Genomic DNA, 14,824 nt, shown 5'->3' with positions numbered 1-14,824 from the left:
TGCCGGACCGGGTTTGCGGGGTAAATCAGTTAACGTAGCCTTTCACGTGGAACAGCCGGCGGCAATACTCAAGAAAATAGCCATATGCCACGCCCAGAATCATCGACCCTACCGCATTGGACGTGACCGCCGTCAAAATCTGTTGTGAATCCGCGCCGACCGCCAGCAGGATCAGGACATACACCGGCGATTGAAAACTGACATAGGCCAGCAAATCGGCAATGTTACGCGCCCAGAACCGGTTCGGGCCGTGACGGCGCGCCAATCTCAGCACCGCATCGCGATACTGGCCGAACGGCCAGGCAATGACAATGTTGACCGGAACGGAAAGCAATCTGGAGGATAAGGATTGTTGAAGTGTCATGCCGGACAGCAACACCTCAATAAACATCCCCGCGATAAAGCAATACACCACCAAAGCAAATGTGTCAGCCGCAGCCATGCGCAGACGAGATGAGCGCGAAAACATAACGGGTAGCTCCAAAGGAAAAAGGTCGCCGGGTGATGCGTTTACGCATCGGTGATAGTGTTTTGTGGTGTGTATTCTATGTGGCATAGAGTACATCACTGGATGTAAGTAGTTAACTAGCTAATAGTTTTTATTTCAATCATATGAGCAGCTCCTTATGCTTAATTTCCAGCGTTGATGTTCACGTTAAGCTATTTCATTCGGCCTGGAAACTTTAATGATTTATTTTCAATAAGTTATGTAGCGGTCGTTGGCGGAAGGTTTGGATTTGGCGGCAACTGTTCGCGAAATAAATGACAGTGAGCCAATTTTTACAGGCAAAATTTGTGTTAGGAATATTCTGGATTGGCTAATTAAGCTGGACATTCATAAATAAAATTGCGGATAAAATCGCCAGTTTTATCGGTAAATAAAAGTAAAGACCACATTATTAATGTCGGCGCATCTTTATATTTCAAAGCCTGTTTAGGATGGCTTGCGCGACGGCAATTATAAAAAAATTGCGCTAAAACAAATGCACCGCCGTCCAGGCCGATCTGGCGATTGAGCGAGGCGCCGCGGTAAGCGTATAATCGGCGCCGGCGACCCGACGCTCCCTCAGGCGGCTTGGTCTGGGTTTATATCAAAAAATTGCTAATTTTTAATCGAAACACCGCATTTATGAATATCATGATGTTATTAGTGTACTTTTTTGCCCCTCTGCAACTAATTCCCGTCAGAGTTTCTTAATTGATGCATAAATAATCCCATTCTTGCTCGTTAGTAGCTTGACAATGTTTTAATACCATTCGTACACTCTTTTGCGTGGGAATAAGTGGGGTTTCGTGGTGAAAAGGGTTTTTCGGGGGTAAATCGACATATGTTCCGTGGGGCAACGTTGGTTAATCTCGACAGTAAAGGCAGGCTAGCCGTGCCAACCCGCTACAGGGAAAAGCTGATCGAGGAAACGGAAGGATTGATGGTGTGTACCATCGACCTCCACCAACCATGCCTATTGCTTTATCCCCTGCCGGAATGGGAAGTGATTGAACAGAAGCTTTCCCGTCTGTCGAGCATGAACCCCGCCGAACGCCGAGTGCAGCGCCTGTTGCTGGGACATGCCAGCGAATGCCAGATGGATGGCGCCGGGCGGCTGCTTATTGCGCAAACATTACGGCTCCACGCCGGACTTACCAAAGAAGTGATGCTGGTTGGACAATTCAATAAATTTGAATTGTGGGATGAACAGACCTGGTATCAACAAGTCAAGGATGATATCGACGCTGAACTGTCGGCGCAGGAACCACTCTCTGTGCGACTACAAGACTTGTCACTATAGCTATGGCAGAAACTTACCAACATACCACCGTCTTGCTGGATGAAGCGGTTAACGGCCTGAACCTGCGCCCCAATGGCATTTACATTGACGGCACGTTCGGTCGCGGTGGTCATTCGCGCCTGATCCTGTCCCAATTGGGGGCGGAGGGACAACTGCTGGCTATTGATCGCGATCCCCAGGCCATTGAAGCCGCCCGCGCCATAGACGACCCCCGGTTCAGCGTTATCCACGGCCCGTTTTCCGCCATCGCGGACTATATGTCCGAGCGCGGGCTGACCGGCCGCGTGGACGGCATCCTGCTTGATTTGGGCGTGTCGTCGCCGCAGCTTGACGATCCGCTGCGCGGGTTTTCCTTTATGCGCGACGGTCCGCTGGATATGCGCATGGATACCTCCCGCGGGCTGTCCGCCGCCGAGTGGCTGGCCAAGGCCGGCGCCGACGATATCGCCTGGGTGTTAAAGACCTTCGGCGAAGAGCGCTTTGCCAAACGCATCGCCGAGGCCATCGTGGAAAAAAGCAAGCAGTCGCCGATGACGCGCACCCATGAACTGGCCGAGCTTATCGTTAACGCCAGCCCGTTTCGTGAAAAGCATAAGCATCCGGCGACCCGCAGCTTCCAGGCGATCCGCATTTATATCAATAGCGAGCTGGAAGAACTCGAACGGGCGCTGGATAGCGCCCTTGGCGTATTGGCGCCCGGCGGGCGCCTGTCGGTCATCAGCTTTCACTCGCTGGAAGATCGGCTGGTCAAACGTTTTATCCGCGACCATAGCCGCGGACCCCGGGTGCCTGCGCGCATGCCGTTGACCGAAGCGCAGATCGCCGAGCAGGGCGGCCAGGCGCAGCTTAAGCCGGTGGGCAAAATGCAGCCGTCGGAGCGGGAAGTGGCGGATAACCCGCGCGCGCGCAGCTCGGTGTTACGTTTTGCCGAGAGGCTGCCGTCATGATCGGCGGCGAACGGCACGGCCTGGTCGGCATTATCGGCGGCGATCTGCTGCGCCAGGGGAAAATCCCGTTTATTTTGCTGGTCGCCGTACTGGTGTCCGCGATTCTGGTGGTGACGACCACCCATGAAACGCGGCGCCTGACCGCCCAGCGCGAGCAACTGGTCCTGGAACGGGACGCGCTGGATATCGAATGGCGCAACCTGATCCTGGAGGAAAACGCCCTGGGCGACCATAGCCGGGTCGAACGTTTCGCCACGGAAAAACTGATGATGCAGCATGTGGATCCTTCACAGGAAAATATTGTGGTTCAACCTTAACGCAACCGGATAACTAAACATTTAATGAAAGCCGCGCGAGCGATAAAATTGAAACGCTATGTAGATCAGGCCAGCTTTGTCAGCTGGCGTTTTGCGTTGTTGTGCGGCTGTATTTTACTTGCGTTGCTGGGTCTGGTTTTTCGCGTGGGCTACTTGCAGGTTATCAATCCGGACATGCTGGTGCGCGAGGGCGATATGCGGTCGCTGCGTGTGCAGGAAGTGCCCACCGCGCGCGGCATGATAAGCGACCGTGCCGGGCGCCCCCTGGCGGTCAGCGTGCCGGTCAACGCCATTTGGGCCGACCCGAAAGAAGTGAACGAACATGGCGGCATCACCGTCGACAGCCGCTGGAAGGCGCTGTCCGACGCGTTATCCATCCCCCTCGATCAGATGTCCTCGCGCATTAACGCCAATCCCAAGGGACGCTTTGTTTACCTGGCGCGTCAGGTCAATCCGGCCATTGGCGACTATATCCACAAGCTGAAGCTGCCCGGTATTTATTTGCGCCAGGAGTCGCGGCGTTACTATCCGGCGGGGCAAGTTACCGCCCACCTGATCGGTTTTACCAATATCGACAGCCAGGGCATCGAAGGGGTGGAAAAAAGCTTCGACCGCTGGCTGACCGGCCAGCCCGGCGAGCGCACGGTGCGCAAAGACCGCTTCGGCAGGGTGATCGAGGATATCTCCACCGTCGATAGCCAGGCGGCGCATAACCTGGTCCTCAGTATCGACGAACGGCTCCAGGCGGTGGTCTACCGGGAATTGAACAACGCGGTGGCCTTTAATAAAGCCGAATCGGGCACCGCGGTGCTGGTGGATGTCAACACCGGCGAGGTTCTGGCGATGGCCAACAGCCCTTCCTATAACCCTAATAACCTGAGCGGGACGACCAAGGACGTGATGCGCAACCGCGCCATCACCGATATTTTCGAACCGGGTTCCACGGTGAAGCCGATGGTGGTAATGACCGCCTTGCAGCGCGGCGTTATCAAGGAAAATAGCGTACTCAATACCGTGCCTTATTACATCAACGGCCATGAGATCAAAGACGTGGCCCGTTATGCCGAGCTGACCCTGACCGGGGTTTTGCAAAAATCGAGTAACGTCGGCGTTTCCAAGCTGGCGTTAGCGATGCCCTCCTCGGCGCTGGTAGATACCTACTCGCGTTTTGGCCTGGGTAAGGCGACCAATTTGGGGTTGGTCGGAGAAAGCAGTGGCTTATTTCCCCATAAACAACGGTGGTCTGACATAGAGAGGGCCACCTTCTCTTTCGGCTACGGGCTAATGGTAACGCCGTTACAGTTAGCGCGTGTCTATGCCACGGTCGGCAGCCTGGGCATTTTGCGCCCGCTGTCGATTACCAAGGTCGATCCGCCGGTGGCGGGCGAGCGTGTATTCCCCGAGACCCTGGTGCGCACCGTGGTGCATATGATGGAAAGCGTCGCGCTGCCCGGCGGCGGCGGCACCAAGGCCGCCATCAAAGGCTATCGCATCGCCATCAAGACCGGCACCGCGAAAAAGGTCGGTCCCGACGGACAATACATCAATAAATACATCGCCTATACCGCGGGCGTGGCGCCGGCCAGCCAGCCCCGCTTCGCGCTGGTGGTGGTTATCAACGATCCGCAGGCCGGCAAATACTACGGCGGCGCCGTATCCGCGCCGGTGTTCGGCGCCATTATGGGCGGCGTGTTGCGAACGATGAACGTGGAACCGGATGCACTTCAGACCGGAGATAAAAATGACATGGTAACTAATCGAAAAGAGGGATCAGGTGACCGATCGTAATTTGCGCGAATTGCTCGCTCCGTGGGTGCCCCAGGCGCCGGAGCGCGCGCTGAGGGAAATGACGCTGGACAGCCGCACGGCGGCTGCCGGGGATCTGTTTGTGGCCGTAGCCGGCCATAAAGCGGACGGGCGCAGCTATATTTCCCAGGCTATTGCGCAAGGTGTTGCCGCCGTGGTGGCGGAAGCCGACGGCGAGGCCGCGGATGGCGAGCTGCGCGAGCAGCATGGCGTCCCGGTTATCTACCTTGCCGGACTGAACGCGCGGTTATCGGCCCTGGCCGGCCGTTTTTACGGCCAGCCGTCGCAGGCGCTACGGCTGGCCGGCGTCACCGGCACCAACGGTAAAACCACCACCACCCACCTGCTGGCGCAATGGGCGCAGCTGATGGGTGACACGAGCGCCGTCATGGGCACCGTGGGCAACGGTTTATTCGGCCAGGTCGTCCCGGCGGAAAATACCACCGGCTCGGCCGTTGATGTGCAGCAGACGCTGTATCAGCTACATCAGCAGGGCGCGGAGTTCGCCGCCATGGAAGTCTCTTCCCATGGCCTGGTGCAGCACCGGGTGGCCGATGTGCATTTCGCCGCCGCCGCGTTTACCAACCTGAGCCGCGATCACCTGGATTACCATGGCGATATGGCCCATTACGAAGCGGCTAAATGGCAGCTGTTCGCCAGCCCTAATGTGGCGCAGCGCATTATCAACGCCGACGACGAGGTGGGCCGGCGCTGGCTGGCCCGGCTGCCTGAGGCGGTGGCGGTATCCGTCAGCCAGCGCCTGCCGTCGCCCTTGCCCGCCCGTTGGCTGCAGGCCACCCGGGTGCAGTATCACGCCACCGGCGTGGAAATCCAGTTTGATTCCAGCTGGGGCGGCGGGCAAATCCGCAGCCGGCTGATTGGCGAGTTTAATGTCAGCAACCTGCTGTTGGCCTTTGCCACCCTGCTGGCGCTGGGCTATCCGCTGGCTGAACTGGCCCGCAAAGCGGGGCAGTTACAGTCGGTAAACGGCCGTATGGAAGTATTTCATGCCGCCGGCAAACCTACGGTGGTGGTGGACTACGCCCATACGCCGGATGCGCTGGAAAAGGCGCTGGCGGCGGCCAGGCAGCACTGCCACGGTAAACTGTGGTGCGTGTTCGGCTGCGGCGGCGATCGTGATAAAGGTAAGCGCCCGCTGATGGGCGGCATCGCCGAACAATACGCCGATCGGGTGGTGATCACCGATGACAATCCACGCGGCGAGGCGCCGATGACCATCATCAACGATATCCTGGCGGGGCTGCTGAATGCGGGCGGCGCCACGGTGATCCCGGGCCGGGCCGAAGCGGTAACCAGCGCCGTGATGCAGGCCGGCGAGCAGGACGTGGTGCTGGTGGCGGGCAAGGGCCATGAGGATTACCAGCTGATCGGCAAGCAACGCCTGGATTACTCCGATCGTACCACCGTGGCGCGTTTATTGGGGGCGCTCGCATGATTAGCGTATCCCTCGCAACGCTGGCCCCGGTGCTGAACGCGGAATTTATCGGCGCGGACAGCGCGTTGGACAGCGTTATCAGCGCCGTATCCACCGATTCGCGCGCCGTGGCGCCGTCCGGTTTATTCGTGGCGCTCAAGGGCGAGACGTTCGATGCCCATGATTTTGCGCGGCAGGCTATTGCCGGCGGGGCTATCGCCCTGCTGGTGAGTAAGCGCTTACCGGTGGACGTGCCCCAACTGCTGGTGGCCGATACCCGCCGCGCCCTGGGATTGCTGGGCGCCTGGGTGCGCAGCCAGGTGCCCGCGCGGGTCGTGGCCCTGACCGGCTCGTCCGGCAAGACGTCGGTCAAGGAAATGACCGCCGCCATCCTGCGCCAGTGCGGACGGGTGTTATATACCGACGGCAATTTCAACAATGACATCGGCGTGCCGCTGACGCTGCTGCGCCTGACGCCCGCGGATGATTTTGCGGTTATCGAGCTTGGCGCCAACCATATCGGCGAAATCGCCTATACCACCGATCTGGTCAGGCCGGAAACGGCGCTGGTAAACAACCTGTCCGCCGCGCATCTGGCGGGTTTCGGTTCGCTGAGCGGCGTGGCGCAGGCCAAAGGCGAAATTTTCGGCAGCCTGCCGCCCCAGGGCCGGGCCATTATCAATGCCGATAGCCACGATTGGCCGCACTGGCAGGCGCTGCTGCAGCATAAGCAGGTATGGCGCTTCTCGCCGCAGGCGGGCGACGCGGTGGATTTTTACGCCAGCGACGTTTGCGCTACCCAGGGCGGAGTCGATTTTACGCTGCATTGCCCGTTGGGCGAATGCCGGGTGAAACTCCCCTTGCCGGGGCGCCATAACGTGGCGAACGCGCTGGCGGCCAGCGCGCTGGCGCTGTCGGTCGGCGCCACCCTTGAAGCCGTGGTTCTCGGCCTGGCGCAGCTGAGCGCCGTGCCGGGCCGGCTGTTTCCCATTACGTTGGGCCAGGGCCGGTTGTTGCTCGACGACAGCTATAACGCCAACGTCGGCTCGATGACCGCCGCGGCGCAGGTTTTGGCCGACATGCCGGGTTACCGGGTGATGGTGGTGGGCGATATGGCCGAGCTGGGCGACGGGGAAGAAGAATGCCATCGCCAGGTGGGCGACGCCATACGTATGGCGGGCATTGACAAAGTTTTAAGCGTCGGCAGGCTGAGCCAGGCAATAAGCGAAGCCAGCGGCCGTGGCGAACATTTCCAGGATAAAGCGTCGCTGACTTCCCGTCTGACGCAGTTACTGTCTGAACATGCGGTAATTACCCTATTAGTCAAAGGTTCACGTAGTTCCGCAATGGAGCAGGTAGTGCGCGCGTTACAGGAGAAAGCAACATGTTAGTTTGGCTGGCCGAACATTTGGTCCAATTTTATTCGGGCTTTAACGTCTTTTCGTATTTGACGTTCCGCGCCATCGTCAGCCTGCTGACCGCGTTATTTATTTCGCTGTGGATGGGACCGCATCTGATCGCCTGGCTGCAAAAATTGCAAATCGGCCAGGTGGTGCGCAGCGACGGACCGGAGTCGCATTTCAGCAAACGCGGCACTCCCACCATGGGCGGGCTGATGATTTTAACCTCCATCACCATTTCGGTGCTGATGTGGGCTTACCCGTCGAATCCGTATGTATGGTGCGTGCTGTTTGTGCTGCTGGGTTACGGCGTGGTCGGATTTATCGATGACTACCGCAAGGTGGTGCGCAAGGATACCAAGGGACTGATTGCCCGCTGGAAGTATTTCTGGCAGTCGATCATCGCCATTGCGGTGGCGTTTACCATGTACCAGGTGGGCAAAGGGACGCCGGCCACCCAACTGGTGGTGCCGTTTTTCAAGGACATCATGCCCCAGCTCGGGCTGCTGTATGTCCTGCTGGCCTACTTCGTCATCGTCGGCACCAGCAACGCGGTAAACCTGACCGACGGGCTGGACGGCCTGGCGATCATGCCGACGGTGTTTGTCGCCGCCGGGCTGGCGCTGGTGGCCTGGGCCACCGGGAATATGAATTTCGCCAACTATCTGCATATCCCCTATATCCGTTACGCGGGGGAACTGGTGATAGTCTGTACCGCCATCGTCGGCGCCGGGTTGGGTTTTTTATGGTTTAACACCTACCCGGCCCAGGTATTTATGGGCGATGTCGGCTCACTGGCGCTGGGCGGGGCGCTTGGCACCATTGCGGTACTGTTGCGCCAGGAGTTCCTGCTGGTGATCATGGGCGGCGTGTTTGTCATGGAGACCATGTCGGTGATCCTGCAGGTGGGGTCGTTTAAACTGCGCGGCCAGCGGATTTTCCGCATGGCGCCGATTCATCATCATTATGAGCTGAAAGGCTGGCCGGAACCGCGCGTGATCGTGCGCTTTTGGATAATCTCGCTGATGCTGGTCCTGATTGGACTGGCGACGCTGAAGGTGCGGTAACTATGATGACCGACTATCGGGGTAAAAATGTTGTCATTATCGGGTTGGGACTGACCGGTCTCTCCTGCGTTGATTTTTTTATCAGCCGAAACGTCACGCCCCGGGTGATGGACACCCGTTTTACACCGCCAGGGCTGGATAAGCTTGCCGATAAGGTGGAACGGCACCTGGGCGGCCTGAATGAAGACTGGCTGCTGGAGGCGGATCTGATCGTCGCCAGCCCCGGCATCGCCCTGGCGCATCCGGCCCTGGCCGCCGCCGCCGCCGCGGGCGTGGAAATCGTCGGCGATATTGAACTGTTTTGCCGCGAGGCCCGGGCGCCTATCGTGGCGATTACCGGTTCCAACGGCAAAAGCACCGTCACCATGCTGGTGGGCGAGATGGCGAAAAGCGCCGGCTGGCACGTGGGCGTGGGCGGTAATATCGGCTGGCCGGCGCTGATGCTGCTCAACGAGCCTTATCAGCTGTACGTGCTGGAACTGTCGAGCTTCCAATTGGAAACGACCTCCAGCCTGCGCGCCGCCGCCGCCACCATCCTCAATGTTACCGAGGATCATATGAACCGTTATCCGCTGGGTATGCAGCAGTACCGCGCGGCCAAATTAAAGATTTACGAACAGGCGCGGGTCTGCGTGGTGAATGCCGACGACGCCCTGACCATGCCGGTGCGCGGCAATGACCCGCGCTGCGTCAGTTTTGGCGTCGGCGCCGGGGATTACCGGCTCGATCTGCGTCCGGACGGCCAATGGCTGAGCGTCCGGGGCGAGGATGTGCTCAATACCGCCGCGATGAAGCTGACCGGACGCCATAACCATACCAACGCCCTGGCGGCGCTGGCCCTGGCCGATGCCGTATCCGTCCCGCGCGCGGCGAGCCTGAAGGCGCTGGAGACGTTTACCGGCCTGGCCCATCGTTTCCAACTGGCCTATGAACACCGCGGCGTGCGCTGGATCAATGACTCCAAGGCCACCAATGTCGGCAGTACCGAGGCGGCGCTGCATGGCCTGGCGGTCGACGGCACGCTGCATTTATTGCTGGGCGGCGACGGCAAATCGGCGGACTTTAGCCCGCTGCTGCCGCTGCTGCAGGGCGAACGGATAAGACTGTACTGCTTTGGCCGCGACGGCGCGCAGCTGGCCGGCCTGCGTCCGGAAGTCTCGACGCTCACCGAGACCCTGGAACAGGCGATGAAACTGATTGCCGGCCAATGCGGGGCAGGGGACATGGTCCTGCTGTCGCCGGCGTGCGCCAGCCTCGATCAATTCCGTAGTTTTGAACATCGCGGCGATGAATTCGTGCGGCTGGCAAAGGAGTTAGGCTGATGCATATGCCGGGGCTGAGCCGTTTTGGCGGACTGAAAGATTGGATTATGGGCGTGCGCGATGTCGAGGCGCCCACCAACGTGCTCTACGATCGCACTTTGCTTTGGCTGACGCTGGGCCTTGCCTGCCTCGGTTTTATCATGGTCACCTCGGCGTCGATGCCCATCGGCCAGCGGCTGTCCGACGACCCGTTTTATTTTGCCAAGCGCGATGCCTTTTACCTGGCGCTGGCGTTCGGCCTGTCGCTGGTGACGTTGCGCATACCGATGGAAGTCTGGCAGCGCTACAGCTCGGGCATGCTGCTGATCACCATGGTGATGCTGCTGGTGGTGTTGGTGGTGGGCAGTTCGGTCAACGGCGCCTCGCGCTGGATAGCGCTGGGACCGCTGCGTATCCAGCCGGCGGAATTATCCAAACTGTCGCTGTTTTGCTATCTCGCCAGTTACCTGGTGCGCAAAGTGGAAGAAGTCCGTACCAACTTCTGGGGCTTTTGCAAACCGATGGGCGTGATGGTGGTTCTGGCGGTGCTGCTGCTGGCGCAGCCCGACCTGGGCACCGTGGTGGTGCTGTTCGTGACCACGCTGGCGATGCTGTTTTTGGCCGGCGCGAAGCTGTGGCAGTTCCTGTCGATTATCGGCTCGGGCATTTTTGCCGTGGTGCTGTTGGTTATCGCCGAACCCTACCGTATGCGCCGCGTCACCTCGTTCTGGGATCCCTGGCAGGACCCCTTCGGCAGCGGTTACCAGCTGACCCAATCGCTGATGGCGTTCGGCCGCGGCGAATTCTGGGGACAGGGGCTGGGGAACTCGGTACAGAAACTGGAATATCTGCCCGAGGCGCATACCGACTTCATCTTTGCGATTTTAGGTGAGGAACTGGGGTATTTCGGTGTGGTTTTGGCGCTGTTGATGGTATTCTTCGTCGCTTTTCGCGCCATGTCCATCGGGCGCAAGGCGCTGGAGATCGATCAGCGCTTCTCCGGATTCCTGGCCTGCGCCATCGGGATCTGGTTCAGTTTCCAGGCGTTGGTCAACGTGGGGGCGGCCGCGGGCATGCTGCCCACCAAGGGGCTGACGTTGCCGCTTATCAGTTATGGTGGGTCGAGTTTGCTGATTATGTCTACCGCCATCGTATTATTATTGCGTATCGATTATGAAACGCGCCTGACCAAGGCGCAGGCGTTTGCAAGGGGGCCCCGATGACCGGCAAAACCAGGCGTTTAATGGTGATGGCCGGTGGTACCGGCGGCCATGTATTCCCGGGGCTGGCGGTGGCGCATTATCTGATGGCGCAGGGCTGGCAGGTACGCTGGCTGGGCACCGCCGATCGCATGGAAGCCGATCTGGTGCCGAAAAACGGTATCGACATTGATTTTATCCGCATCAGCGGATTACGCGGCAAAGGATGGCGGGCACAGCTGTATGCGCCGGTGCGCATCTGGCGGGCGGTGCGGCAGGCGAAAGCCATTATGCGCGCCTACCGGCCGGATGTGGTGCTGGGCATGGGCGGTTATGTTTCCGGTCCCGGCGGCCTGGCGGCGTGGCTGTGCGGGGTGCCGGTCGTCCTGCATGAGCAAAACGGCATCGCCGGCCTGACCAACCGCTGGCTGGCGAAGATAGCGACAAAAGTATTGCAGGCGTTTCCCGGCGCGTTTGCCAACGCCGACGTGGTGGGCAACCCGGTGCGCACCGATGTGCTGGCGCTGCCGTTGCCCGCGGAACGCCTGCGGGACCGGCAGGGACCGGTGCGGGTGCTGGTGATTGGCGGCAGCCAGGGCGCGCGCGTTTTGAACCAGACCATGCCCGGCGTGGCCGCCCGGCTGGGCGAGCGCATCACGCTTTGGCACCAGGTGGGCAAAGGCGCGCTGGACGAAGTAAACCAGGCTTATGCCGCGCTGGGACAGACCGGGCATAACGTGACCGAATTCATCGACGACATGGCGGCGGCTTACGGTTGGGCGGATGTGGTGGTTTGCCGCTCCGGCGCCCTGACGGTAAGTGAAATCGCCGCCGCCGGCCTGCCCGCGATTTTTGTGCCGTTTTTGCATAAAGACCGGCAGCAGTACTGGAACGCCCGTCCGCTGGAACAGGCGGGCGCGGCGCGGATTATCGAACAGCCGCAGTTCTCGGTGGACAGCGTGAGCGAGACGCTGGCCGGATGGGATCGATTGACGCTGCTGGCGATGGCGCAGAATGCCCGCAAAGCGGCGATTCCGGACGCGACGGAGCGGGTGGCGCGGGAAGTGGCGGCGGCGGTGAAGGCGGATAACCGCTACGCGCCGGCAATGTGACATTAACCGGACGGGGCCATGGCGCCGTCTGTTGAGAAATCATAATACTTTAAGTGGTTAAAACGTGAATACACAACAACTGGCGAAACTGCGAACTTTTGTACCCGAGATGCGGCGTGTGCGGCAAATCCATTTTGTCGGCATCGGCGGCGCGGGTATGGGCGGTATCGCGGAAGTGCTGGCGAACGAAGGCTATCAAATCAGCGGCTCCGATCTGGCGCCGAATGCCGTGACGCAGCAATTGACGGAACTGGGGGCCACGATCTTTTTTAACCACCGCCCGGAAAATATCAGCGAGGCAAGCGTCGTCGTCGTCTCCAGCGCCATCGCCAGCGACAATCCGGAAATCGTGGCGGCCAAAGAGGCCCGGATCCCGGTTATCCAGCGCGCGGAAATGCTGGCGGAGCTGATGCGTTTTCGCCATGGCATCGCCATCGCCGGCACCCATGGCAAGACCACCACCACCGCCATGGTGGCCAGTATTTACGCCCAGGCCGGGCTGGACCCGACCTTTGTCAACGGCGGGCTGGTAAAGGCGGCCGGCGTGCACGCCCGGTTGGGGTGCAGCCGCTACCTGATTGCCGAAGCGGATGAAAGCGACGCCTCGTTCCTGCACCTGCAGCCGATGGTGGCGATTATCACCAATATCGAAGCCGACCATATGGATACCTACCAGGGCGATTTCGAACTGCTGAAACAGACGTTTATTACGTTTTTACATAATTTGCCGTTTTATGGCCGCGCGGTGATGTGCATGGACGATCCGGTGATTCGCGAGCTGCTGCCGAAAGTGGGCCGTCATATCACTACCTACGGCTTCAGCGATGACGCGGATGTGCGCATCACCGATTACCGCCAGCAGGGGGCCCAGGGCAGCTTTAATCTCCATCGGCAGGATAAGCCGGTGCTGGCGGTAACCCTTAACGCGCCGGGCCGCCACAACGCGCTCAACGCGGCGGCGGCGGTGGCGGTGGCTACCGAGGAAGGCATTGAGGACGACAGTATTTTGCAGGCGTTGTTCCAATTCCAGGGTACGGGGCGCCGTTTTGATTTCCTCGGCAGCTATCCCCTGGATAATGTGAACGGCAAGACGGGCGAGGTGATGCTGGTGGATGACTATGGCCACCATCCGACCGAGGTGGACGCCACCATCAAGGCGGCGCGCGCCGGCTGGCCGGATAAACGCCTGGTCATGGTGTTCCAGCCGCACCGGTATACCCGCACCCGCGATTTATATGAGGATTTCGCCAACGTGCTGTCCGGGGTGGATGTGTTGCTGATGCTGGATGTCTATCCCGCCGGCGAGTCGCCAATCCCGGGCGCCGACAGCCGCTCATTGTGCCGGACCATCCGTGGACGGGGAAAGATCGACCCCATCATGGTGCCGGACATGGAGTCGCTGCCGGAAATGCTGGCGCTGGCGTTGCAGGATAATGATCTGGTGCTGATGCAGGGCGCCGGAACCGTAGGCAAAATCGCGCGCAAAGTGGCCGATAACCATTTGCAGCCCCGACCAATCGCAGAGGGACGACATGCCTGATAACAACCATCCGCCGGGCGGCGTTTTCGTCAACCACCGCGTGCCGTTGCGGCCCGCAGATAGCGTGGCGGGCTGATATATGTCCCAGGCAGCGATAAACATCCGCAGCCGCGAGGCTGAAAGCGCCGCCACAGGGCGCAGCAACGGCGGCCAGCTGGCGGGGCTGATATTCCTGATGATGGTGCTCGCCACCATCGTCTGGGGCGGCTGGATGGTGGTCGGCTGGATGAAAGACGCGCATCGTCTGCCGCTTTCCCGGCTGGTGGTTACCGGACAACGTTATTACACCACCAACGATGATATTCGCCAGGCGATACTGGCGCTGGGCGCGCCGGGCACGTTTATGACCCAGGACGTCAATGTCATCCAGCAGCAGATAGAACGGCTGCCGTGGATCAAGCAGGCCAGCGTGCGCAAGCAGTGGCCCGATGAACTCAAAATCCACCTGGTGGAATATGTACCGGTGGCGCGCTGGAACGATTTGCATATGCTGGACGCCAGCGGCAAGGCCTTCAGCGTTCCCGCCGAGCGTATCGGCAACCAGCCCATGCCGATGCTGTACGGACCGGAAGGCAGCGAACAGGATGTGCTGACGGGTTACCGCACCATGAATGAAGTGATGACCGCCCATAAATTTCAGTTAAAAACGGTCAGTATGAGCGCCCGGCACTCCTGGCAGCTGACGCTTGCGGATGATATCCGGCTGGAATTGGGCCGCGACGACCGGGCCCGGCGTTTGCAGCGCTTTATCGGGATTTATCCGGTTCTACTCCAGCAGGCCCGGACCGATAACAAACGCATCAGCTATGTGGATTTGCGCTATGACGCGGGAGTCGCGGTAGGCTGGGCGCCGGCGTTTATCGATCAGCAGCAAAATAGTATTTCGCAACAGAATCAGGTACAGGCTAAATAA

13 protein-coding genes are annotated in these 14,824 nt (G+C 59.7%); 12 read left to right on the top strand and 1 reads right to left on the bottom strand.

Annotation, left to right across the window (positions count from 1 at the left end):
* Positions 1-25: 25 nt before the first annotated feature.
* The gene (locus ACL2XF_RS15975) at positions 26-469 is read right to left on the bottom strand and encodes an L-alanine exporter AlaE (RefSeq protein ID WP_410016423.1); all 444 of its coding nucleotides are present in this window, start codon (positions 467-469) and stop codon (positions 26-28) included.
* Between the two features lie 859 nt (positions 470-1,328).
* Between ACL2XF_RS15975 and mraZ the strand changes: the two genes are divergently transcribed.
* From mraZ to ftsQ, 12 genes are all read left to right on the top strand, one after another.
* Positions 1,329-1,787 (top strand): division/cell wall cluster transcriptional repressor MraZ, encoded by a 459-nt coding sequence (mraZ, locus tag ACL2XF_RS15970; RefSeq protein ID WP_331119622.1) that lies wholly within the window; start codon positions 1,329-1,331, stop codon positions 1,785-1,787.
* A 2-nt stretch (positions 1,788-1,789) separates the two neighbouring features.
* On the top strand, positions 1,790-2,734 hold the full coding sequence (gene rsmH, locus ACL2XF_RS15965; protein ID WP_413722140.1) for a 16S rRNA (cytosine(1402)-N(4))-methyltransferase RsmH: 945 nt from the start codon (positions 1,790-1,792) through the stop codon (positions 2,732-2,734).
* Positions 2,731-3,051: a cell division protein FtsL gene (gene ftsL / locus ACL2XF_RS15960; RefSeq protein ID WP_410016421.1), complete on the top strand. Its 321-nt coding sequence runs from the start codon at positions 2,731-2,733 to the stop codon at positions 3,049-3,051. Before rsmH ends, ftsL begins: the two co-directional genes overlap by 4 nt.
* Before the next feature lie 24 nt (positions 3,052-3,075).
* Positions 3,076-4,839, top strand: coding sequence for a peptidoglycan glycosyltransferase FtsI (locus ACL2XF_RS15955; protein ID WP_410016420.1), 1,764 nt, complete (start codon positions 3,076-3,078; stop codon positions 4,837-4,839).
* Positions 4,826-6,313, top strand: coding sequence for a UDP-N-acetylmuramoyl-L-alanyl-D-glutamate--2,6-diaminopimelate ligase (gene murE, locus ACL2XF_RS15950; RefSeq protein WP_413727150.1), 1,488 nt, complete (start codon positions 4,826-4,828; stop codon positions 6,311-6,313). Before ACL2XF_RS15955 ends, murE begins: the two co-directional genes overlap by 14 nt.
* Positions 6,310-7,683, top strand: a complete 1,374-nt coding sequence (murF, locus tag ACL2XF_RS15945; protein ID WP_413722142.1) for a UDP-N-acetylmuramoyl-tripeptide--D-alanyl-D-alanine ligase — start codon at positions 6,310-6,312, stop codon at positions 7,681-7,683. Before murE ends, murF begins: the two co-directional genes overlap by 4 nt.
* On the top strand, positions 7,677-8,759 hold the full coding sequence (gene mraY / locus ACL2XF_RS15940) for a phospho-N-acetylmuramoyl-pentapeptide-transferase (protein WP_410016417.1): 1,083 nt from the start codon (positions 7,677-7,679) through the stop codon (positions 8,757-8,759). Before murF ends, mraY begins: the two co-directional genes overlap by 7 nt.
* A 5-nt stretch (positions 8,760-8,764) precedes the next feature.
* The gene (murD, locus tag ACL2XF_RS15935) at positions 8,765-10,081 is read left to right on the top strand and encodes a UDP-N-acetylmuramoyl-L-alanine--D-glutamate ligase (RefSeq protein WP_413728822.1); all 1,317 of its coding nucleotides are present in this window, start codon (positions 8,765-8,767) and stop codon (positions 10,079-10,081) included.
* Entirely contained in the window at positions 10,081-11,283 is a 1,203-nt protein-coding gene (ftsW, locus tag ACL2XF_RS15930) for a cell division protein FtsW (protein ID WP_410016416.1), read from the top strand. The genes murD and ftsW overlap by 1 nt, the downstream gene beginning before the upstream one ends.
* On the top strand, positions 11,280-12,371 hold the full coding sequence (gene murG / locus ACL2XF_RS15925; protein ID WP_410016415.1) for an undecaprenyldiphospho-muramoylpentapeptide beta-N-acetylglucosaminyltransferase: 1,092 nt from the start codon (positions 11,280-11,282) through the stop codon (positions 12,369-12,371). The genes ftsW and murG overlap by 4 nt, the downstream gene beginning before the upstream one ends.
* A gap of 64 nt (positions 12,372-12,435) precedes the next feature.
* Positions 12,436-13,911, top strand: a complete 1,476-nt coding sequence (murC, locus tag ACL2XF_RS15920; RefSeq protein ID WP_410016414.1) for a UDP-N-acetylmuramate--L-alanine ligase — start codon at positions 12,436-12,438, stop codon at positions 13,909-13,911.
* 79 nt (positions 13,912-13,990) lie between these two features.
* Positions 13,991-14,824 (top strand): cell division protein FtsQ, encoded by an 834-nt coding sequence (gene ftsQ, locus ACL2XF_RS15915; protein ID WP_413727149.1) that lies wholly within the window; start codon positions 13,991-13,993, stop codon positions 14,822-14,824.

The organism is Sodalis sp. RH19, assembly GCF_047324215.1.
Lineage (GTDB): Bacteria > Pseudomonadota > Gammaproteobacteria > Enterobacterales > Enterobacteriaceae > Acerihabitans.
This window is presented reverse-complemented; position numbering and strand designations above follow the sequence as displayed.

Excerpts from the sequence above, each read along its gene's own strand:
- ACL2XF_RS15975 (WP_410016423.1), bottom strand. The coding sequence starts at position 469 with ATGTTTTCGCGCTCATCTCGTCTGCGCATGGCTGCGGCTGACACATTT.
- mraZ (WP_331119622.1), top strand. The coding sequence starts at position 1,329 with ATGTTCCGTGGGGCAACGTTGGTTAATCTCGACAGTAAAGGCAGGCTA.
- rsmH (WP_413722140.1), top strand. The coding sequence starts at position 1,790 with ATGGCAGAAACTTACCAACATACCACCGTCTTGCTGGATGAAGCGGTT.
- ftsL (WP_410016421.1), top strand. The coding sequence starts at position 2,731 with ATGATCGGCGGCGAACGGCACGGCCTGGTCGGCATTATCGGCGGCGAT.
- ACL2XF_RS15955 (WP_410016420.1), top strand. The coding sequence starts at position 3,076 with ATGAAAGCCGCGCGAGCGATAAAATTGAAACGCTATGTAGATCAGGCC.
- murF (WP_413722142.1), top strand. The coding sequence starts at position 6,310 with ATGATTAGCGTATCCCTCGCAACGCTGGCCCCGGTGCTGAACGCGGAA.
- mraY (WP_410016417.1), top strand. The coding sequence starts at position 7,677 with ATGTTAGTTTGGCTGGCCGAACATTTGGTCCAATTTTATTCGGGCTTT.
- murD (WP_413728822.1), top strand. The coding sequence starts at position 8,765 with ATGACCGACTATCGGGGTAAAAATGTTGTCATTATCGGGTTGGGACTG.
- ftsW (WP_410016416.1), top strand. The coding sequence starts at position 10,081 with ATGCATATGCCGGGGCTGAGCCGTTTTGGCGGACTGAAAGATTGGATT.
- murG (WP_410016415.1), top strand. The coding sequence starts at position 11,280 with ATGACCGGCAAAACCAGGCGTTTAATGGTGATGGCCGGTGGTACCGGC.
- ftsQ (WP_413727149.1), top strand. The coding sequence starts at position 13,991 with ATGTCCCAGGCAGCGATAAACATCCGCAGCCGCGAGGCTGAAAGCGCC.